We start from the raw sequence: 20,654 nt of genomic DNA on the forward strand, positions 1-20,654 counted from the left end.
CCGGCTATGACGGCAGGCAATGTGCTTTTCGGTTGATGCCCCGGATCGGGCTCACGAGCCAGTCGTTCGCCAAATCCATTCTGGCGCACTAAGTCTATGCTCTCGCTACAGGAAAGAGCCCGATGACCCGCCGGATCGACCATCTCGTTGTTGCCGTCCACGACCTCGATCAGGCCGGAAGCTTCTATCAGCGCCTCGGCTTTCAGGTCGGCGCCCGCAACCGCCACCCCTGGGGCACCGAGAATCGGATCGTCCAGCTTCCCAGTTCCTTCATCGAGCTGATCACCGTGGGCGAGGGGGCTGCGATTGCCCCGCATCGGGCGAGCGCCTTCAGCTTCGGCGCATTCGTCCAGGATTACCTCAGGGATCGCGAAGGCCTCGCGATGCTGGTTCTCGACAGCCAGGACGCCAACGCGGACGCGGCTCTGTTTTCGGAGAGCGGCATTGGCTCGTTCGAACCGTTTCACTTCGAGCGCAGCGGACGCCGTCCGGACGGCAGCGAGACCAAGGTCGCCTTCACCTTGGCCTTCACGTCAGCCGAGAACTCTCCGAAGGCAGGCTTCTTCGTTTGCCAGCAGCACTTTCCGGAAAACTTCTGGAATCCCGAGTTCCAGCGTCATGACAACAAGGCGACGCAAATCTCATCGGTGACCCTGGCTGCGCCCTCTCCAGAGCGGCTTCGCTCTTTCCTGAGAGCCTTCTCGGGCGTGCAGCCGGCCAGTCCGGACGGGGACGATCTGTCTTTCCGCTTAGGCGAGAGCCATATCGATGTCCTCACGCCCGACGATGCCGCCGAGATCTATGGCTCTGTGGAAGCCGAGCTCGATCAGCCATCCTTCGTGGCCTTTGCGGTTCGGGTTGAGGATATCCATCGCCAGGCGCAGTGGTTGGATTCGGCCGGTATTCCTTATCAGCACATCGGCAGCAGGCTCATCGTGCCGGCCAGCGCCGCCTTCGGCGTCGCGATCGCTTTCGAGCCAACGTAATATTAACCATACCCCTGTATCGATTAGCGTATCGTGCGGAAAAGCGCGTGCGGTTTTCCGTACCAAACAACGTGCGAATTAAGGGCTTGAGCATCGAAGGGATTTCAAAAGTGGTGTCCACTTTTAGGTCCGATGGTCAAGAAAAATCAAACGTATGGGGGACTAACCGTGGCTTCATCTCTGGCGGGCTTGCCCGATTTCCTGATCTTCTTCGTGCTCGCGGTCGCCTTGGTCGGCCTTTACCTCGCGATCTACACGCTCGCGACCATGCACAACGAGCTCGCCCTGATCCGTGAGAACGTGATCTCGGCGGCCACCGCTCTCGGTTTCAGCCTCGTCGGCTTCGCCCTTCCTCTTGCCAGCGCCATCGTCCATGCCCAGACAATCGTCGATTGCCTCGTTTGGGGCTTGGTGGCCTTGGCAGTCCAGATCATTGTGTATTGGCTGGTCCGGATCGTGATGCCCAACCTGTCGCAGCGCATCGCCGGTGGTGAAATGGCGGCCGCCTTGTTCCTCGGCGCAGCTTCGCTGGCTGCGGGAATTATCAACGCTGCGGCAATGACGTTCTGAGAACGCGTCCGAGCCTGGGGAAACCGTCCGCGGCTTTGGACTAGACGCTCGCTTCCACCATCCGGGCGAACTGAACGGCCTCTGCGCGCAAGGCCGGGGGCACCAGCATCGGGTTCTTGTGTCGAACGGCGTAGAGCATGGCGATCCGCTCGATCGCCCTGAGATAGAGATCTGGAATCTCGTTCTCGCCCCATTCGAAGGATTGGTAGTCGCGCAGGTTCAATTCGATCTCACGGGCCATTCTGCTTTGCGTGAAGCCGAGCGCCGTTCTGAGAGCCACAAGCTCGTGCATCTTGCTATTGTCGGACATTGGAGCGCCCCCCATGCGCTACTCGGTGAATCGTCGGTCCGATTCAGCAGTGTCTGCAGGTAAAATTTCTTATTTCTTCCATGCAGATAGCATACTGTTTTGGAATTGACCTAAAGTAAATCAGCATTTTGTTGGAGAGGAATGCTCTTCATGCCCCTTGGTTAAAGGGCATTTATCCGTCTCCAGCACTATTCCTGCGACCCGAAGGATTCGGCGGGACACTTGGCCATCACATTCGACGAACAGGCGGCATACACAGAGGCGCTTTGCTTGCTGCCTCAGAAAGGATAGAGACGGCGCATGACTGATATCAAACAGCATCCTGCCGTCGTCGAGGCCGGCTCCGTCCGTTTCGGCAATCATCTGCCGCTCAGCATCATCGCCGGGCCCTGCGCCATGGAAAGCCGTGATCACGCGCTCGAGATGGCTGCCGCGCTCAAGGAGATTGCCGGAAAGGTGGGTCTTGGGCTCGTCTACAAGTCGTCGTTCGACAAGGCGAACCGGACCTCCATCTCCAGCGCGCGCGGCATCGGGCTGGACAAAGCCCTCTCCATTTTCGCCGAGGTGAAGGAGAAATACGGGCTGCCGGTGATCACCGACGTGCACGAGAATGATCAATGCGCCCCTGTCGGAGAGATAGTCGACATCCTCCAGATTCCGGCCTTCCTCTGCCGCCAGACCGACCTTCTGCTTGCCGCTGCCAGGACCGGCCGCGTGGTCAACGTGAAGAAGGGCCAGTTCCTGGCTCCCTGGGACATGGCCAACGTGGCTGCCAAGATCACGGACGCCGGCAATCCCAATGTGATGCTCACTGAGCGCGGCGCCTCCTTCGGCTACAACACGCTCGTCTCCGACATGCGCTCCCTGCCGATCATGGCCGAGACCGGCGCTCCAGTCATCTTCGACGCCACCCATTCCGTGCAGCAGCCAGGCGGCAAGGGCACGACCTCGGGCGGCCAGCGGGAATACGTGCCGGTGCTCGCCCGGGCCGCCGTAGCGGTCGGCGTGGCCGGCGTCTTCATCGAGACGCACCAGGACCCGGACAAGGCACCCTCCGACGGTCCCAACATGGTTCCTTTGAAGGAATTGGAGGGATTGCTCGCGCGGCTGAAGGCTTTTGATGCCTTGGCCAAGGGCGGAGCGGCCTAGGCTGCTTCCATGTCTTTTGAGGAGGGCAGGTCTGCATTCCTGTTCCTCGTGTTGCAATGAGGCCGTGATAAGGAGCGAATGCTCACTTCACGGCCTCAATCGTTAGGATGCCATGTCTTCCCGCAACCTGATCCTGATCCTCGCCACCAGCGGCTTTGCGAGCACTTTCTCCGGCCGCGCGGTCGAACCGATGGTCGGAATCATCGCCCGGGACCTGGGCTCCACCCCGCAGACCATTGCGCTTCTGTCGGCCGCCTTCGCGCTGCCCTATGCCTTCATTCAGCCGGTGCTGGGTCCGATCGGCGATGCGCTCGGCAAGGAGCGCGTCATGAAGGTGGCGCTGGCGCTGCTCTTCCTTGCCTTGGCTTGCTCCATCTTCGCTCCCAATGCCGAAACCCTGTTCACCCTTCGCATCATTGCCGGTGCCGCCGCCGGCGGAGCGGTGCCGCTCTCCATCGCGCTGATCGGCGATCGGGTCGAGATGGCCCGGCGCCAGATCGCCTTGAGCCGCTATCTGGTCGCTGTGATCATCGGACAGCTGGCTGGATCGTCCTTTGCCGGGCTCCTGGCGGAGTTGATCGGCTGGCGGGGCGTGTTCACCCTCTCCACCGTCATGGTGGCCCTTGCTCTGGCAGCCACCGTCATTGGCTTCCGGGGTGCATTGCCGGGTGGCAAGTTCGACCTGCAGAGCGCGCTCCTGCGCTACCGGGATATCCTTTCCAATCCGCGTGCACTGACGCTCTTCAGTCTCGTCTTCGTCGAGGCCATCGCGATCTTCGGCATCTTTCCCTATATCGCCCCGCTGCTCGAGGAGCGCGGTGGGGGCGGAGCGGCTGAGGCCGGTTTCGCCATCGGGGGGTTGCCATTGGCGGCCTGATCTATTCCGCCCTCGTGACCTGGATGCTGAGGCGGCTCGGCATCGGCAAGATCCTCTTGGGTGGAGGCTTCTTTGCCGGAGCCGCACTTGTTGTCCTGGGACTCGGCGGCGACTGGAAGCTCGACGCCGTTGCCCTTCTGCTCATGGGCCTCGGCTTCTACATGCTCCACAACACCTTCCAGGCCCAGGTAACGGAAGTGGCCCCGGGCGCACGCGCCTCGGCGGTCGCTCTTCACGCCTTCTCGTTCTTCTGTGGCCAGGCGCTCGGCGTCGTCCTGATGGGCTTCGGCCTGCGCACTATCGGGCTGACCGGGGCGACGGGCATCGCCGCCCTCATCATCGTTGGTGTCGGCCTGACGGCTTCGTTCGTCCTGACGAAGCCCATCGGTCAGCGGGCGCGGTAGGGCGCCACGCCCTGGTCGGGCAGCCACAGGTTCTTCGGCAACTCGCCCGTCTGCCAGAACACGTCGATGGGGATGCCCCCACGCGGGTACCAATAGCCGCCGATCCGCAGGTAACGGGGCTCCAGCAAGTCGGCGAGGCGCTTGCCGATGGCCACCGTGCAGTCCTCATGGAACGCGCCGTGGTTGCGGAAGCTGTGCATGTAGAGCTTGAGCGACTTGGATTCGACGAGCCATGGACCCGGCACGTAGTCGATCACCAGAATGGCGAAATCCGGCTGGCCCGTGACCGGGCAGAGTGACGTGAATTCCGGCACGGTGAAACGGGCCAGGTAATCGGTATCCTGATGCGGGTTCGGCACCCGATCGAGCTGCGCTTCCTCGGGGGATTGGGGCTGGGCGCTGGCGTGGCCGAGCTGAAGGGTGGTTTCCGTCATGGGGCAGTGACCTTGGATTGGGTGGGGGAAAGCTCTTGCCGTCCTTGCTCACATGGTCATTTCGGTCAATAAGCCAATTCATGACTTGAGGCCGCACCCGTCGCATGGGCGGCATCGGCCGCACTTCAGCCAGCAGGAGCCTGCTCAATGACAGCGATTATCGACGTTTTCGCCCGCCAGATCCTCGACAGCCGGGGCAATCCCACGGTCGAGGTGGATGTGACCCTTGAAGACGGCTCGATGGGCCGCGCCGCCGTGCCCTCCGGCGCCTCCACGGGCGCGCACGAGGCTGTCGAACTGCGCGACGGCGACAAATCGGTCTATCTGGGCAAGGGCGTGCTCAAGGCCGTCGATGCGGTCAATAACGAGATCCTGGATGCCATCGGCGGCATGGATGCGGAAGAGCAGGTCGCCATCGACGAGACCATGATCGAGCTCGACGGCACCCCGAACAAAGCCCGCCTCGGCGCCAACGCCATCCTGGGCGTTTCGCTCGCGGTAGCCAAAGCCGCGGCCGATGCGGCGGCTCTGCCTCTCTACCGCTATGTGGGCGGCACCCAGGCCCGCGTTCTGCCAGTTCCGATGATGAACATCATCAACGGCGGCGCGCATGCGGACAACCCAATCGACTTCCAGGAATTCATGATCCTGCCGGTTGGCGCGCCGACGCTGTCCGAAGCCGTGCGCATGGGCGCCGAGGTGTTCCACACCCTGAAGAAGGCCCTGAAGGACGCCGGCCACAATACCAATGTGGGCGACGAGGGCGGCTTCGCCCCGAACCTGCCCTCCGCGGAGACCGCCCTCGACTTCATCATGAAGTCCATCGAGCAAGCCGGCTACAAGCCAGGCCAGGACATGGTGATCGGCCTCGATTGCGCGGCCACCGAGTTCTTCAAGGACGGCGTCTACCACTACGAAGGAACCGGCCAGAAGCTGAACCCGCAGCAGCAGGCCGAGTATCTGGCAAAACTGGTCTCCGCCTATCCCATCGCGACCATCGAGGACGGCATGTCGGAGGACGATTGGGAGGGCTGGAAGGCCGTGACCGACCTCATCGGCAACAAGTGCCAGCTCGTGGGCGACGACCTCTTCGTCACCAACGTGGAGCGGCTCTCGCAGGGCATTAAGAAGGGCGTCGCCAACTCGCTGCTGGTCAAGGTAAACCAGATCGGCTCGCTCACCGAGACGCTCGCGGCCGTCGACATGGCCCACCGCGCCGGCTACACCGCCGTCATGTCCCACCGCTCGGGCGAGACGGAGGATTCCACCATCGCGGATCTCGCGGTCGCGACGAACTGCGGACAGATCAAGACCGGCTCGCTCGCCCGTTCGGACAGACTGGCCAAATACAACCAGCTCATCCGCATCGAGGAAGAGCTCGGCCCGCAGGCGAGATATGCCGGGCGTGCGGCGCTGAAGGCGCTGGCCTGATCACGATACAGCGCACGCATATATCCTATATCCATCCTCTCGTTATGGCCGGCCCTGTGCCGGCCATCTCGATTCAGAAGCGCGCTGCGCTTCATCCAACTGGGTTTACCGGCACAAGGCCGGTCATGACGTGTGCGTTCTGGTGAACCCAATACTCAATCTCTAACCCCTCCTTAACCATGTCGATGTAAGACTCGACCCTATGGTTATCCGCAGACGCGCACGACGATTTCTGATTCCGCTGGTGCTCTACGGCATCTCGGCGGCTGTCGCCGCTTACTTCGTGCATCACGCCCATAGCGGCGCGCGAGGCATCGAGGCTCAACAAAAGTATGAAGCGCAGGTTGCTGAACTTTCCGCCGAGTTCGAGGGTTTAAGGACCCAGCGCTCCGATTGGGAGCGTCGCATCGCGCTGCTTCGGAGCGATCAGATCGACCGCGATCTGCTCGAGGAGAGAGCGCGCGTAATGTTAGGACGTGTACACAAGAACGACCTTGTGATCATCACGGGACCATAATTAACAATAACTTAAAAGTTCTGCTTAACTCAATTCCAGTTAATTTGAAATAATCTATTTGCTTCAATGATTTGCACATTTCATTGTGCACTGCAAAACGCCTTTTGACCTACTCGATTTCCGATTCCGACTGCGCTACAACTTTCGTCGAGGAAACCCTTCGGAGGACCCGATGGCTGTTGCTGCCCGCAAGGCGGGCCGTGCCGGTACAGGCACGGCTAACAAGACTACTTCCAGCAAAGGCTCCAACCGCGGAGCTGCCCCCAACACCCCACAATTCGACAAGAACCAGGATCTGTCGGCCTATAACGATATGCTTCTGATCCGGCGCTTCGAAGAGAAGTCCGGTCAGATGTACGGCATGGGCCTGATCGGCGGTTTCTGCCACCTTTACATCGGCCAGGAGGCTGTCGTCATCGGCATGCAGCTGGCGACGAAAGAGGGCGACCAAGTGATCACCGGCTATCGCGATCACGGTCACATGCTTGCCTGCGGCATGGACGCAAAGGGGGTCATGGCCGAGTTGACGGGACGCCGCGGCGGCCTGTCGAAGGGCAAGGGCGGCTCCATGCACATGTTCTCCAAGGAGAAACATTTCTATGGGGGCCACGGCATTGTCGGCGCGCAGGTGTCGCTCGGCACCGGCATCGCCTTCGCAAACCATTATCGCGAGAACGGCAACGTCTGCCTGACCTATTTCGGCGACGGCGCCGCCAACCAGGGTCAGGTCTACGAGAGCTTCAACATGGCGGCGCTCTGGAAGCTGCCCGTTGTCTACGTGATCGAGAACAACCGCTATGCCATGGGCACGGCCGTGACGCGCGCGTCGGCGCAGACGGACTTTTCGAAGCGCGGCCTGTCCTTCGGCATTCCGGGCGAGCAGGTGGACGGCATGGACGTCCGAGCGGTCTACGCCGCCGGTCAGCGCGCCATCGAACATGCCCGCTCCGGCAAGGGCCCGTACATCCTCGAAATGCAGACCTACCGCTATCGCGGCCACTCCATGTCCGACCCGGCGAAGTACCGCACGAAGGACGAAGTGACCCGGATGCGCGAGGAGTACGATCCGATCGAGCAGGTGCGTCGTCGTCTGCTGGAGAGCTGGAAGCTGTCGGAAGACGAGCTCAAGGCCATCGACAGCAAGGTGCGCGAGATCGTCAACGAGGCGGCCGAGTTCGCCACGCACGATCCGGAGCCCGATCCGTCCGAGCTCTACACGGATATCCTCCTGTAAGCGGCGCGTTGGCGCCGCCTTTCCCCGAATCTCGCCGCTGCGACAATCGAAACGAGTCTTTTAATGGCGATCGATATTCTCATGCCTGCCCTCTCGCCGACCATGGAGCAGGGCAAACTGGCCAAGTGGCTGAAAAAAGAAGGAGATCAGGTCAAGCCCGGTGACGTGCTGGCCGAGATCGAGACCGACAAGGCGACCATGGAGGTCGAGGCGATCGACGAAGGCGTTCTCGCCAAGATCCTCGTCTCCGACGGTACCGACAATGTCGCTGTGAACACCCCCATCGCGATTCTCGCCGGTGAGGGCGAGGACGTGTCCGCCGCCGCTTCTTCGGCCAAGGCGCCGGCCGCTCCGAAGCCGGAAGCTCAGCCTGCCCCAACGCCCGACATGGAGCGGGAAGGTTTGGCGGATCGGCCTTCGCCCGACTCGATTCCCGGCACGGACGCCGCCCCGGTCGCAGAACCGGCTTCCCCGTACGTGATCCAAACGCGCACCGCACACGATGCCATGGCCGAGATCCCGGAAGGGACCGAGATGGTCTCCATGACCGTTCGCGAGGCGCTTCGCGACGCCATGGCCGAGGAGATGCGCAAGGACGGCAACGTCTTCGTCATGGGTGAGGAAGTCGCCGAGTACCAGGGGGCCTACAAGGTCACTCAAGGACTTCTGCAGGAGTTCGGCGCCAAGCGCGTGATCGACACGCCCATCACCGAGCACGGCTTTGCCGGTGTCGGCGTCGGCGCAGCGTTCACGGGACTGCGCCCCGTCGTCGAGTTCATGACCTTCAACTTCGCCATGCAGGCGATCGACCAGATCATCAACTCGGCGGCGAAGACCCTCTACATGTCCGGTGGACAGCTCGGCGCGCCCATCGTGTTCCGCGGCCCGAACGGCGCTGCGGCCCGCGTGGGCGCGCAGCACAGCCAGGATTTCGCGGCCTGGTACTCGCAGATCCCGGGCCTGAAGGTGGTCTCTCCCTATACGGCATCCGACGCGAAGGGCCTCCTCAAGAGCGCCATCCGCGATCCGAATCCGGTCGTCTTCCTGGAAAACGAGATTCTCTACGGCCAGTCCTTCCCGGTGCCGAAGCTCGATGACTTCGCGGTTCCGATCGGCAAGGCGCGCATTCATCGCCAGGGCAAGGACGTCACCATCGTGTCCTTCTCGATCGGCATGACCTATGCGCTAAAGGCCGCCGAGGAACTTGCGAAGGAAGGCATCGAGGCAGAGGTCATCGATCTGCGCACGATCCGCCCGATGGACACCGACACCATCGTCGCCTCGGTCATGAAGACGGGCCGTTGCGTCACAGTGGAGGAGGGCTACCCGCAATCGGGCGTCGGCGCCGAGATCGCTATGCGCATTATGGAGAACGCGTTCGACTATCTCGACGCACCCGTGGCCCGCGTGACCGGCAAGGATGTGCCCATGCCTTATGCGGCCAACCTCGAGAAGCTCGCGCTCCCGTCCGTGGCCGAAGTCGTGCAGGCGGCGAAGGCCGTTTGCTACAGGTGACGTCATGACTGAACGGAAATTCGAAGCCCTCAACGTTCCGCCGGACGTCCTCGAAAAGGGCGGCGTCGAGATCCTGAGGGCTTCGGTGGTCGACGGGGCGGTGAGCATCGCGCTGCGCCGCGCCTTCGACGATCCGTTCACCTGGGGCGTGCTCCTGGTGGATCTCGCCCGTCACGCCGCGCGCGTCTACGCCATGGAAACCGAGTTCTCCGAGGAGGAGGCTCTCGCCGAGATCACTGCCGGCATTCAGGCCGAGCTGGACGATCCGAGCGATCCCGGCTCGACGCAGGCTCTCAACTAACAATTCAGTCAGGATCGTAAAACGCCATGCCCATCAATATCCTGATGCCCGCCCTGTCTCCCACCATGGAAAAGGGCAACCTTGCCAAGTGGCTGAAGAAGGAAGGCGACACGGTGAAGTCCGGCGACGTCATCGCCGAGATCGAGACCGATAAGGCCACCATGGAAGTGGAAGCCGTCGACGAAGGCATTCTCGCCAAGATCGTCGTTCCCGAGGGAACCGCCGACGTGCCCGTCAACCAGCTCATCGCGCTGATCGCAGGCGAGGGCGAGGACCCGAAGAGCGTGACCGCACCGGCCGCAGGCGGTGCGGCTCCGCCGCCCGCGCCAAAGGCGGAAGCTGCGCCAGCTGCTCCCGCCGCAGCGCCTCAGCCGCAGGCCAACGCCATCCCGGGCGATGCTTCGGCCCATATGGGTTATGCGCGCGTCGATCAGGCTCCCGCTGGTCCCGCGCAAGGAGCAAAGCCCGATGGGGCAGGGCAGGCCGCCGGCAACCGCGTCTTCGCTTCGCCGCTCGCCAAGCGCATCGCAAAGGAAGCCGGCATCGACATCGCGTCGGTCCGGGGCTCCGGCCCGCATGGCCGCGTCGTCGAGAAGGATGTGCGCGCCGCTCTCCAGGGCGGCGGCGCAAAGCCTGCGGCCGCTCCGGCTCCGGCAGCGGCTCCCGCGCCGGCTGGCAAGCCAGCAGCGCCGCAGCTTGCTCAGAGCGCTTCGGCCGATCAGGTCAAGGCCATGTTCGAAGCCGGTTCTTACGAGGAAGTGCCCCTCGACGGCATGCGCAAGACCATCGCCAAGCGCTTGGTCGAGTCGAAGCAGACGGTGCCGCATTTCTACCTGTCGCTGGATTGCGAGCTCGACGCGCTCATGGCATTGCGTGAGCAGATCAACGCGGCCGCCGGCAAGGACAAGGACGGCAAGCCTGCCTACAAGCTCTCGGTCAACGACTTCGTCATCAAGGCGCTCGCCATCGCGCTCCAGCGCGTGCCCGCCGCCAACGCGGTGTGGGCCGAGGACCGCATCCTGAAGATGAAGCATTCGGATGTGGGTGTGGCAGTTGCGATCGAGGGTGGCCTGTTCACGCCGGTCGTGCGCAAGGCCGAGCAGAAGACGCTCACCGCCATCTCGGCAGAGGTGAAGGACATGGCGGGCCGCGCCCGCACACGCCGCCTGAAGCCCGAAGAATACCAGGGCGGTTCCACGGCGGTCTCGAATCTCGGCATGTTCGGCATCAAGAACTTCCAGGCCGTCATCAACCCGCCGCAGGGCACCATCCTCGCGGTCGGCGCCGGCGAGAACCGAGTCGTGGTGAAGAACGGCGCACCCGCCGTCGTGCAGGCCATGACCGTGACGCTCTCCTGCGATCACCGTGTGGTCGACGGCGCGCTCGGCGCGGAACTTCTGGCTGCCTTCAAGCAGCTCATCGAAAACCCGATGGGAATGCTGGTTTGATCGACATCATGGCCGGGCTCGTCCCGGTCATTCACTGTTGGCCGATAGGGAGGCTCCATGCCGCTCATCCGCATCTCGCTCAGACAGGGGAAGTCCTCCGCCTATCGCAAGGCGCTGGCCGACGGGATCTATCTTGCGCTCCGTGAGACCTTCAACGTTCCTGAGGACGACCTCTTCGTCACCATCGGCGAGCACGAGGAGGGCAACTTCTTCTATGGTGCGAATTATCTCGGCATCGAGCGAAGCGACGATCTCGTCATCATCCAGATCACAGTCAGCAACACACGGACCGTCGATCAGAAGAAGGCACTCTTCAAACGGATCGCCGAGAAGCTGGGGGTGGAGCCCGGCCTTCGCCCTGAGGACATGTTCATCAACCTGATCGAAGTCGAAAAGGAAAACTGGTCCTTCGGTCACGGAATCGCGCAGTACGCGCAGGGGAATTAGCACCATGGCAAACCAATACGACATCATCGTCATCGGCGGCGGGCCGGGGGGCTATGTGGCCGCGATCCGCGCGGCGCAGCTCGGGTTCAAGACCGCGGTCGTGGAGCGCGAACACCTCGGCGGTATCTGTCTCAACTGGGGCTGCATCCCCACCAAGGCGCTGCTGCGTTCGGCCGAGATCTACCACTACATGGAGCATGCCAAGGATTACGGCCTGTCGGCGCAGGGCATCGGCTTCGACGCAGCCGCCATCGTCAACCGCTCGCGCGGCGTCTCGGGTCGTCTCAACGGCGGCGTCGGCATGTTGCTCAAGAAGAACAAGGTCGACGTGATCTGGGGCGAGGCCAGCATCGCAAAGCCAGGCGAGGTCGTGGTCACAGCACCGAAAAAGCCCGCCATGCAGCCGCAGAACCCAGTGCCGAAGGGCGTGCTGGAGCCCGGCACCTATCAGGCCAAGAACATTATCGTCGCCACCGGCGCACGCCCACGTGCGCTGCCCGGCATCGAGCCGGACGGCAAGCTGATCTGGACCTATTTCGAGGCCATGGTGCCGCCCAGCATGCCGAAGTCGCTCATCGTCATGGGCTCCGGCGCCATCGGGATCGAGTTCGCCTCGTTCTACCGCACCATGGGCGCGGACGTGACCGTGGTCGAGGTCATGCCGCAGATCCTGCCGGTCGAGGATGCGGAGATTGCGGCTTTAGCCCGCAAGCGCTTCGAGAAACTGGGCATGAAGATCCTTTCGGGCGCCAAGGTCACGAAGGTCGAGAAGGGCGCGAACTCCATCACCGCGACCATCGACGACGGCAAAGGCGGCACGCAGACGATCACCGCCGAGCGGATGATCTCGGCCGTCGGCGTCGTCGGCAACATCGAGAATCTGGGTCTCGAGAAGCTCGGGGTGAAGATCGAGCGCGGTGTTGTCGTCACGGACGGTCTCGGCCGCACCAACGTGCCCGGCATCTTAGCCATCGGCGACGTCGCGGGCCCGCCCATGCTGGCGCACAAGGCGGAGCACGAAGGCGTGATCTGCGTCGAAACCATCAAGGGCCTGCACGTGCATGCCATGGACAAGGCCAAGATCCCGGGCTGCACCTATTGCAATCCTCAGATCGCCTCCGTCGGCCTCACGGAGGCCAAGGCGAAGGAGCAGGGTTACGACGTCCGCGTCGGCCGCTTCCCCTTCATCGGCAACGGCAAGGCGATTGCGCTCGGCGAGCCGGACGGCCTCGTGAAAACGATCTTCGACAAGAAGACCGGACAGCTTCTCGGCGCGCATATGGTCGGCGCGGAAGTGACCGAGCTGATCCAGGGCTTTGTGATCGCCATGAACCTGGAGACCACGGAAGAGGATCTGATCCACGCCGTCTTCCCGCATCCGACGCTGTCCGAGACCATGCACGAGAGCGTCCTGGATGCCTATGACCGCGTGATCCACATCTGAACAGGCGACCTACGAACAAGCTCGTCCAATCAGGCGGTTGCGGACTGACCTTACGCCGGCTGGCCAGCTCACTTCAGGAGCGGCCAGCCGTTCTGTTCAGGCCCCGGCGGAATAAGTTGCCCCGGAGTGCGCCGGCACAAGCCTCCAGGACATGCAGGATGCCATTGGTGGCCAGGTGCGCCAGGAATGTGGGCATCGACCCCATTTAGGGGTGACAGTCCAGACCCAACCCATGAGGCACCTGGACAAGATTATCTCGTAGGACCTGTGAACTACAGCAGATGTGAGGCCTTACTCCGACTGTGGAGCCTCTCCTGGCTGCGAAGGCTGGTCCATTTACCCGCCGTGTAGGCAGCTCGTTTATCACGGAATATTGCGAATTTGCGGTTCGCTACTCTTACGGGTAGGGTGCTTTATCTTGCTCTGCCTGAAATATCTGATGAGTCCTTTTGTTTCAAAGCTTGATGATGAGACCCTCCGGTGCTTGGTGGAAGCGCTCAACGAGAGCGGCCAAGCGGTCTCCATCTATGATGCAGAAGACAACCTTCGATATGCCAACAAGACCTATCAGAGCATTTTCCTGAAGGGGTATGAGGGGCCGTTCACGTTCACGGAAATCCTTCGCTACGGTGCTAAGCACGGGGTCGGGGTGAGGATCGATGACGGTGACGTCGAGGCTCTGATTGCAAGAACCCTGCCCCGTCGCCGAAGCGTGCCACGCAAGTCCTTCGAAACCGATTTCCTGGACGGACGGTGGTTCTGGATGGATCACACGATCCTTCCAAACGGCTGGGTTCTAACAGTTGGTGCTGACATCACAGCCCTCAAGCACAATGAGAAAGCACTGCATCAGGCACACAATGCAGCCATCCGTGCATCGCTGACCGATCTACTCACGGGGCTGCCGAATCGCCGCCATATATTGGAGCTGCTGGAGGACGCCTTGGCTGCAAATGCGGCGTCCGGCTCGAGTCTATGCGTTGCCATGATCGATATCGACCGGTTCAAGGCCATCAACGACACGCATGGCCACGATGCAGGCGATACGGTTCTCCGGCATTTTGCCTCTGCTTCCAGTGAGAAGCTAGGCAGGCAGGACGCTATCGGGCGTATGGGGGGCGAAGAATTCTTGCTCATTCTGCCGAACACAAGCCTCATCGATGCTGCCCGCATCATTGAACAAATCAGGCAGGAATGCGCGGAGGGAAAGCTTCAGAACGGTGAGGTCACTCGATCACATTCCTTCAGTGCTGGCCTTGTCGAAGCCCAACCGCGAGATGACCGGAACTCCATCCTCAGTCGAGCAGACCGCGCCTTGTACACCGCCAAGCGGCAGGGCCGGAACCGCACCAAGCTTGGTTTGCATGCGGGGAACTCCGAGGATCCGACCGTCTGATACCTGAGCGCTGTTCATTTCCCCCAAAGAAGGAGCGAGCCAAGGACGACCCGAAGAGGATGCTCCTGTTCCGCAACTTCGCGTGGACCCAAGGCGAGATCAAGGAATTAACCAGCCAGAACCTGTGATGAGGTCCTGGCCGTGTCGTTTCAGGACGAAGACGGCCGCCCACGCCTTTGGCAAGTAAGGAGGCGGCGATGACAAGCGTCGCAATGAGGGACGAACTCGAAGCTTCGCGGTCTCGCAAGAAACCCTGGTATAAAGTTCTCTATATCCAGGTTCTGATCGCCATCTTCCTCGGCATTCTGGTGGGGTGGCTGTTCCCGGACTTGGCCAAGAACGACTGGATCAAGGCCCTCGGCGACGGTTTCATCAAGCTGATCAAGATGGTCATCGCCCCGATCATCTTCTGCACTGTGGTCTCCGGCATCGCCCATATTCAGGACGCCAAGAAGGTAGGGCGTGTTGGCATCAAGGCCTTGGTCTATTTTGAGGTCGTCTCGACCTTCGCCCTTATCATCGGCCTTCTCGTCGGCAACCTCGTGAAGCCGGGCGCGGGCTTCGCCGGCAACCCGGATCCTGCGGCCGTCGCCGGTTATGCCAAGCAGGCTGCCGAGCAGAAGCCGGTGGACTTCGTGCTGCACATCGTCCCCGACAGCGTCGTCGGGGCTTTCGCACAGGGCGATATCCTTCAGGTGCTGCTGTTCGCGATCCTCTTCGGCTTCGCGCTTCTGGTGCTCGGCGACCGCGGCACAACCGTTCGCAATCTCATCGATGATGTGGCTCATGCCATGTTCGGGGTCATCGCCATCGTCATGAAGGCGGCGCCCATCGGCGCCTTCGGGGCCATGGCCTTTACCATCGGCCGCTATGGCCCCTCGGCCCTGGGCAATCTCTTCGGCCTCATCGCGACCTTCTATGCCACGGCGGCTCTCTTCGTGTTCGTCGTGCTCGGCACCATTGCCCGGATTGCCGGCTTCAGCATCTTCAAGTTCCTCGGCTACATCAAGGACGAGCTTCTGATCGTGCTCGGCACCAGTTCGTCCGAGAGCGCCTTGCCGCAGCTCATGGAAAAGCTCGAACGCCTCGGCTGCTCCAAGTCGGTGGTAGGTCTCGTGGTACCCACCGGCTATTCCTTCAATCTCGACGGCACCAACATCTACATGACGCTCGCGACCCTGTTCATCGCGCAGGCCCTGGGCTACGACCTCACTCTCAGTCAGCAGGTCACAATCCTGCTCGTGGCGCTGCTCACCTCGAAAGGTGCCAGCGGAGTCACAGGCGCCGGCTTCATCACGCTTGCAGCGACCCTGGCCGTGGTGAACCCGGCCCTTGTGCCAGGAATGGCCATCATCCTCGGCATCGACAAGTTCATGAGCGAGGTGCGCGCGCTCACCAATATCATCGGCAACGGTGTTGCTACGGTCGTTGTGGCCTGGTGGGAGGGCGAACTTGATCGCGAGAAGCTCAATGCCGGCCTCAACCGGGAGATCGACCCGTCCGACATCGAGACGGCCGTGACGACGGATTGAGTCGGACGTTCAGGATCGAGGGCTCGCTTCGGCTTTGGCAATGAGCGCGACGCCTTTTCCATCCGATTTGGCGAAATGCTTGGCGCCCGCCACGCAGAGGATTACGCCGACGGTGACGGCGATCATCGGCCAGGCGACGGCTTCCTGCAGAAGCACGGCGGACAAGGTCAGGCCGAAGAAAGGCTGCAACAGCTGCAACTGTCCCACACCCGCGATACCGCCGAGGGCGAGACCGCGATACCAGAACACGAAGCCGATCAGCATTGAGAACAGGGAGACGTAGGCCAGCCCCAGCCATGCAGGCAAGGCGACCACGCTCAATGACGCCGGCCATGTGAGAAGGGGCAGCGGTGCCGTGACCGGCAGGGAGAGGACAAGGGCCCAAGAAATCACCTGCCAGCCGCCGAGCCGTCGCGAAAGCTTTGCGCCTTCCGCATAGCCGAGACCGCACAGAAGGATCGCCCCCAGCATGAGGAGATCTCCGGTCGGGGATGCCGAGTAGCCGTGGCGCAGGGAGAACCCTGCCACCAGGCACCCTCCCAGGCCCGAGAAGATCCAGAAGGCGGGGTGCGGCCGCTCACCGCCACGCATCACGCCGAAGATCGCGGTGGTGAGGGGCAGAAGGCCGATGAAGACGATCGACTGGGCAGATGTGATGTGACGAAGCGCCAGGGCCGTCAGGAGCGGAAAGCCGATGACGACGCCCAGAGAGACGATCCCAAGTGAAGGGAGGTCGGCGCGGTCGGGGCGCTTCTGGCGAAGGATCAGGAGCAAGATCGCTCCCAGCACCCCGGCGATGCAAGCCCGGGCCAGGGTCAGGAACAGCGGATCGAAATCCGCGACAGCTACACGCGTTGCCGGCAGCGATCCGCTAAAGATCAGGACACCCACAAAGCCACTGATCCAGCCTTCCTTCGTCCGGTCCATGTCCGAGCCCCCCGATGGAGTTGTTCTCGACCGGACGGCATGGCTTTTCCAGGTACGGTGCGATACGGTTTGATCGAACTGTCATGGCGAAAGGTACCGTACAGTGGATGATCTTGGACCGCATCACTCGAGCGGAACGCGGGTGGAGCACGTCATGCAGATGATCCGCGCGCAGATCACCAATCGGTCGCTGACGCCGGGCGCGAAGCTGCCTTCGATCCGCTCCGTCGCTGCGAACATGCGGGTGTCGAAATCCACTGTGGTCGAAGCGTACGATCGGCTGGCGGCGGAAGGTGTCATCCGTTCCCGACCGGGTTCCGGCTTCTACAGCGCCGCGCCGCTGGCTCCCCTGTCGCTTGCAGAGCTTGCACCGCGGCTCGACCGTGCCATCGATCCCTTCTGGGTCTCCCGGCAATCTCTGGAGGCGGGGCAGGGGATGTTGAAGCCCGGCTGCGGCTGGCTTCCGGGCGACTGGATGCCCGAGGAGGACATCCGCCGCGCTCTTCGCAATCTTGCGCGAACCACGGAACATCCGAAACTCACGGATTACGGAACGCCGCTCGGGCTCGCGCCGCTGCGCCAATTCCTATCGCGGCGCATGGCCGAGCAGGGATTTCATGTCGGTCCCGATCAGGTCCTGCTGACGGAATCGGGCACGCAGGCGATCGATCTCGTGTGCCGGCTCCTGCTCCAGCCGGGCGATGCGGTGCTGGTCGACGACCCCTGCTACTTCAATTTCCTGGCCCTGCTACGCGCGCATCAGGCGAAGATCGTCGGCATTCCCTATACCCTGGAGGGGCCCGACATCGAGCGCTTTGAACTGGCCCTTACCGAGCACCGACCGCGCCTCTACATCACCAACTCCGGTCTCCACAATCCGACAGGTGCCTCGCTCAAGGCGACGACGGCTCACAAAATCCTGAAGCTTGTCGAAGCCCATGGGGTGATCGTCGTCGAGGATGATATCTTTGCCGATTTCGAGATCGAACCGGCACCGCGCCTGGCGGCTCTCGATGGCCTCGAGCACGTCGTGCGCATCGGGAGCTTCTCCAAAACGCTCTCGGCTTCGTTCCGCTGCGGCTACATCGCCGCAAGACCGGACTGGATCGACAAGCTGACGGATCTGAGGATCGCCACCGGCTTTGCGAGCAGCCCGCTGTCACAGGACCTCGTTGTCAATGTTCTCGGCAGCAGCACCTATCGCAAATACTTGGAAACGCTGCGCGTTCGCCTCGCCAAGGCAAGGGCAGATACCATCCGGCGCTTGCGGGCGCTCGGCATCCAGCCTTGGCTGGAGCCCAACGCGGGAATGTTCGTCTGGTGCCGGCTGCCGGGTCGCCTGGATGCCGCCGACGTGGCTCGCCGCGCCCTGAACGAGGGTGTCGTGCTCGCGCCCGGCAACGTCTTCAGCCCCTCGCAAACGGCCATGGACGCCATGCGTTTCAACGTGGCCCAGTGCACGAATGAGCGCGTGTTCACGGTCCTTGAAAGAGCGATGGCGAATGTGGCCTGAACGTCCCTCGTTTAAGGCCAAGAAGGAAGAGCATCCTCGTTCCGGGAGGCTCGTCCGACCTTCCCGGGAACATTGACGGGAGACGTTTCTTTTTCACGCCAGCGGACGTGGAGGACGATATGAAGCGCCTTTCTTTCATCCTCGCCTATTTTCTGATCTCAACCTTGGCCTATGCCCAGAACGATCCGGTCGCGCCGGCACCGCCGTCGCCATCGACCTCGGGCACCGAAGGCGACAGCTGGCTTTTCCTGCTCGTGATCCCCTTCATCGTGGTAGCTGCCGCAGTCTACTTCTACATCAAACGAAACCGCCCGACGTCCCGGTTCTGATCACGACACCGACCGAGCGCAACCCTCGTCTCCGGCACATTGACGAGCGTCCCCGGTCCGCAGCAGACTTGCCGCGCTGCAGGATAGGGGAGGACATCATGGTGGACCGGGATGGCGCGCATGAGGGGCAGTGCCGGTGCGGGCAGGTGCGGTTTCGCGTCAGAGGAGCACCTATCATCACCATGGCTTGTCACTGTATGGGCTGCCAAAGAATGACTGCGAGCGCTTTCTCGTTAAGCGTTCTGTATCCGAGCCATGACTTCGAGGTGTTGGAGGGCGAACCTACGATTGGCGGCCTTCATGGGGCGACGCGCCATTTCTTCTGTCCGCATTGCATGAGCTGGCTCTTCACCCGGCCCGAAGGCATGGACGAGTTCGTCAATGTACGCACGACCATGCTTGAGGACCCGAGCCGGTTCGTGCCCTTCGTCGAAACCTGGACTGCCGAGGCGCTGCCCTGGGCAAAGACGCCAGCGGTCCACAGCTTCGAAAGACTGCCGCCAATGGAGCGCTATCCGGAATTGGCGGCAGAGTTTGCTCAGAGATTCCTATAGAAGTCTTCGGACTGAAAAAGCCTATACGATGAAGAAATCCTTCTCCGTGATCGAGAGATGCTTCGAGAGCTTTGCGATCGCTTTCTGAGAGGCCGAACCGGTGCCATCGGGATCGTAGTAGAGATACCCGGTGTCCTCGTTGTAAATGACTCGATCGCTCCGGTCGTGCGCAGAATCTCCGGTCCAGAAAGCATCCGATTTCAGGCGCCCTTTGGCGCCAGCCTTGGTGAAGACGTCCTTCTCCAAGTAGATGCTGTCGTACTTCACCGAGAAATCGGTGACCGTGTCCACATTCGACTTGCTTGGAGCAGTCTCAAAAACGAACTTGTCGTTGCCGCGGCCTCCTGAAAGGGTGTCCTTGCCTTGGTCGCCCGAGAGGTAATCATTGCCGGACGAACCGGCGAGCTTGTCGTTTCCACGCCCGCCATACAGCCGATCATTGTCGCTCCCGCCATCGATGCGATCGTTGCCGCCATAGCCCTTGATCCAATCCCGTCCGGACTGACCGAAAATGCGATCGTTGGCTATATTTCCCAGAAGCCAATCATTCCCGGTGCCGCCGTCGATCGTTACCGCAGCGTAGTAAAAACGGGGGGATGTCAGATCGACTACGTCGTTTCCGGATCCGCTGTTGATCTGCGTTACATTGATCAGGCGTGGAGTGTCGACGTTCGATGTATCCAGATAGATCAGATCTCCGTCCGCCGTGCCGTTTACCGTATGAACATCGCTGGCATCACCCCAGGTGTCCACGCTTGCAATGCCTTGCACCTGGAATTCAGTCCCAGGTGTCGCATCGCCAGGAGTCCCGGTATCTACGAATGAATCGACCTTGAACGCTCCGGTCCAACTTAGATGAATCATGACACTAGCCTCAACAGATGAGCTTACCCCCGGCTGCCTTTTCATAGTTATCGTTGTAGACGACGTGGTACTTAATGACCATTTTGTTTGTAGAAGGTGTCACGGAAATAATATTGTCGTATATAAATCAAATGGTCCTACCTCTTAAAGGTTCGGAGTATCCTGCCTATTAGGATGATACCGCTAAACCTAAAAAGTATTTTTGCAAGCAGTTGGGATTAACATAAGTTTATTATTGCGCCGCAATAATACAGCGACGGTCTACGGAGCGCGGGGGCGGCTGCGCAGCATGATTATTACGGTTTTCTACATCACTATTCCTGGTTAGTCCGAACGCGCCACTACAGTCTCACTTTTCTCATTTAGGCTTATTGTCAGCAGAGCGCATGTTGATGGCGACTATCTACGTGGTCGCTCCAACTTTGGCGCAAGGCATGAAGCTGGACAGAGCGAATCTCGAACGAGCGAATAG

Annotated in this window: 22 protein-coding genes; 18 read left to right on the forward strand and 4 right to left on the reverse strand. The window is 61.5% G+C overall.

All coding sequences use genetic code 11. The features are described from left to right. The first annotated feature begins 122 nt into the window (after nucleotides 1-122). Both ACD578_RS08650 and ACD578_RS08655 read left to right on the forward strand, forming a co-directional pair. Nucleotides 123-986, forward strand: coding sequence for a VOC family protein (locus ACD578_RS08650; RefSeq protein ID WP_404292320.1), 864 nt, complete (start codon nucleotides 123-125; stop codon nucleotides 984-986). Nucleotides 987-1,118: 132 nt separating this feature from the next. Beyond that, nucleotides 1,119-1,556 carry a DUF350 domain-containing protein gene (locus ACD578_RS08655; RefSeq protein WP_404292321.1) on the forward strand — a complete coding sequence of 146 codons (438 nt, stop codon included), beginning with the start codon at nucleotides 1,119-1,121 and terminating at the stop codon, nucleotides 1,554-1,556. Between the two features lie 40 nt (nucleotides 1,557-1,596). Here ACD578_RS08655 and ACD578_RS08660 read toward each other — a convergent pair whose 3' ends face one another. Continuing rightward, nucleotides 1,597-1,866, reverse strand: coding sequence for a transcriptional regulator (locus tag ACD578_RS08660; protein WP_404292322.1), 270 nt, complete (start codon nucleotides 1,864-1,866; stop codon nucleotides 1,597-1,599). A 300-nt stretch (nucleotides 1,867-2,166) separates the two neighbouring features. Between ACD578_RS08660 and kdsA the strand changes: the two genes are divergently transcribed. The 3 genes from kdsA to ACD578_RS08675 all read left to right on the forward strand — a co-directional run bounded on the left by kdsA (nucleotide 2,167) and on the right by ACD578_RS08675 (nucleotide 4,296). Next, nucleotides 2,167-3,015: a 3-deoxy-8-phosphooctulonate synthase gene (gene kdsA / locus ACD578_RS08665; RefSeq protein ID WP_404292323.1), complete on the forward strand. Its 849-nt coding sequence runs from the start codon at nucleotides 2,167-2,169 to the stop codon at nucleotides 3,013-3,015. A 112-nt stretch (nucleotides 3,016-3,127) separates the two neighbouring features. Further along, nucleotides 3,128-3,892, forward strand: coding sequence for an MFS transporter (locus ACD578_RS08670; protein ID WP_404292325.1), 765 nt, complete (start codon nucleotides 3,128-3,130; stop codon nucleotides 3,890-3,892). A 23-nt stretch (nucleotides 3,893-3,915) separates the two neighbouring features. Beyond that, the gene (locus tag ACD578_RS08675) at nucleotides 3,916-4,296 is read left to right on the forward strand and encodes a hypothetical protein (protein ID WP_404292326.1); all 381 of its coding nucleotides are present in this window, start codon (nucleotides 3,916-3,918) and stop codon (nucleotides 4,294-4,296) included. On the opposite strand, the gene queF is transcribed toward ACD578_RS08675, so the two are convergent. Further along, nucleotides 4,281-4,730: a preQ(1) synthase gene (gene queF / locus ACD578_RS08680; protein ID WP_404292327.1), complete on the reverse strand. Its 450-nt coding sequence runs from the start codon at nucleotides 4,728-4,730 to the stop codon at nucleotides 4,281-4,283. The two genes, ACD578_RS08675 and queF, sit on opposite strands and share 16 nt — an antisense overlap. A gap of 147 nt (nucleotides 4,731-4,877) precedes the next feature. On the opposite strand from queF, the gene eno reads away from it, so the two are divergent. From eno to ACD578_RS08730, 10 genes are all read left to right on the forward strand, one after another. Next, nucleotides 4,878-6,161 (forward strand): phosphopyruvate hydratase, encoded by a 1,284-nt coding sequence (eno, locus tag ACD578_RS08685; RefSeq protein WP_404292328.1) that lies wholly within the window; start codon nucleotides 4,878-4,880, stop codon nucleotides 6,159-6,161. Nucleotides 6,162-6,363: 202 nt separating this feature from the next. After that, a complete protein-coding gene (locus ACD578_RS08690; RefSeq protein ID WP_404292330.1) occupies nucleotides 6,364-6,678 on the forward strand; it encodes a septum formation initiator family protein in 315 nt (104 codons plus the stop codon). Nucleotides 6,679-6,850: 172 nt separating this feature from the next. Continuing rightward, entirely contained in the window at nucleotides 6,851-7,912 is a 1,062-nt protein-coding gene (gene pdhA, locus ACD578_RS08695; RefSeq protein ID WP_404292332.1) for a pyruvate dehydrogenase (acetyl-transferring) E1 component subunit alpha, read from the forward strand. Between the two features lie 63 nt (nucleotides 7,913-7,975). After that, nucleotides 7,976-9,427 carry a pyruvate dehydrogenase complex E1 component subunit beta gene (locus ACD578_RS08700; RefSeq protein WP_404292333.1) on the forward strand — a complete coding sequence of 484 codons (1,452 nt, stop codon included), beginning with the start codon at nucleotides 7,976-7,978 and terminating at the stop codon, nucleotides 9,425-9,427. 4 nt (nucleotides 9,428-9,431) lie between these two features. Continuing rightward, nucleotides 9,432-9,728 carry a DUF5076 domain-containing protein gene (locus tag ACD578_RS08705; RefSeq protein ID WP_152714821.1) on the forward strand — a complete coding sequence of 99 codons (297 nt, stop codon included), beginning with the start codon at nucleotides 9,432-9,434 and terminating at the stop codon, nucleotides 9,726-9,728. A gap of 26 nt (nucleotides 9,729-9,754) precedes the next feature. Further along, nucleotides 9,755-11,176 carry a pyruvate dehydrogenase complex dihydrolipoamide acetyltransferase gene (locus ACD578_RS08710; RefSeq protein WP_404292335.1) on the forward strand — a complete coding sequence of 474 codons (1,422 nt, stop codon included), beginning with the start codon at nucleotides 9,755-9,757 and terminating at the stop codon, nucleotides 11,174-11,176. A 57-nt stretch (nucleotides 11,177-11,233) separates the two neighbouring features. Next, nucleotides 11,234-11,623 (forward strand): tautomerase family protein, encoded by a 390-nt coding sequence (locus ACD578_RS08715; RefSeq protein WP_404292336.1) that lies wholly within the window; start codon nucleotides 11,234-11,236, stop codon nucleotides 11,621-11,623. Between the two features lie 4 nt (nucleotides 11,624-11,627). Further along, complete coding sequence (lpdA, locus tag ACD578_RS08720) at nucleotides 11,628-13,067, forward strand: dihydrolipoyl dehydrogenase (RefSeq protein ID WP_404292338.1); 1,440 nt, start codon at nucleotides 11,628-11,630, stop codon at nucleotides 13,065-13,067. Nucleotides 13,068-13,485: 418 nt separating this feature from the next. Continuing rightward, a complete protein-coding gene (locus ACD578_RS08725; protein ID WP_404292340.1) occupies nucleotides 13,486-14,463 on the forward strand; it encodes a diguanylate cyclase in 978 nt (325 codons plus the stop codon). Between the two features lie 197 nt (nucleotides 14,464-14,660). Further along, nucleotides 14,661-15,995 carry a dicarboxylate/amino acid:cation symporter gene (locus tag ACD578_RS08730; protein ID WP_404292342.1) on the forward strand — a complete coding sequence of 445 codons (1,335 nt, stop codon included), beginning with the start codon at nucleotides 14,661-14,663 and terminating at the stop codon, nucleotides 15,993-15,995. A 9-nt stretch (nucleotides 15,996-16,004) separates the two neighbouring features. On the opposite strand, the gene ACD578_RS08735 is transcribed toward ACD578_RS08730, so the two are convergent. Beyond that, nucleotides 16,005-16,922 carry a DMT family transporter gene (locus ACD578_RS08735; RefSeq protein ID WP_404292344.1) on the reverse strand — a complete coding sequence of 306 codons (918 nt, stop codon included), beginning with the start codon at nucleotides 16,920-16,922 and terminating at the stop codon, nucleotides 16,005-16,007. Between the two features lie 154 nt (nucleotides 16,923-17,076). Here ACD578_RS08735 and ACD578_RS08740 point away from each other — a divergent pair, with 154 nt between their 5' ends. The 3 genes from ACD578_RS08740 to ACD578_RS08750 all read left to right on the forward strand — a co-directional run bounded on the left by ACD578_RS08740 (nucleotide 17,077) and on the right by ACD578_RS08750 (nucleotide 19,318). Beyond that, nucleotides 17,077-18,435 carry a PLP-dependent aminotransferase family protein gene (locus ACD578_RS08740; protein WP_404292346.1) on the forward strand — a complete coding sequence of 453 codons (1,359 nt, stop codon included), beginning with the start codon at nucleotides 17,077-17,079 and terminating at the stop codon, nucleotides 18,433-18,435. A gap of 119 nt (nucleotides 18,436-18,554) precedes the next feature. Further along, nucleotides 18,555-18,764 (forward strand): hypothetical protein, encoded by a 210-nt coding sequence (locus ACD578_RS08745; protein WP_404292348.1) that lies wholly within the window; start codon nucleotides 18,555-18,557, stop codon nucleotides 18,762-18,764. 98 nt (nucleotides 18,765-18,862) lie between these two features. Then, nucleotides 18,863-19,318, forward strand: coding sequence for a GFA family protein (locus ACD578_RS08750; RefSeq protein WP_404292350.1), 456 nt, complete (start codon nucleotides 18,863-18,865; stop codon nucleotides 19,316-19,318). Between the two features lie 21 nt (nucleotides 19,319-19,339). Here ACD578_RS08750 and ACD578_RS08755 read toward each other — a convergent pair whose 3' ends face one another. Further along, nucleotides 19,340-20,227, reverse strand: a complete 888-nt coding sequence (locus ACD578_RS08755; protein ID WP_404292352.1) for a calcium-binding protein — start codon at nucleotides 20,225-20,227, stop codon at nucleotides 19,340-19,342. Between the last annotated feature and the right edge of the window lie 427 nt (nucleotides 20,228-20,654).

This window comes from Microvirga sp. RSM25, from assembly GCF_044784385.1.
Classification (GTDB): domain Bacteria; phylum Pseudomonadota; class Alphaproteobacteria; order Rhizobiales; family Beijerinckiaceae; genus Microvirga; species Microvirga tunisiensis.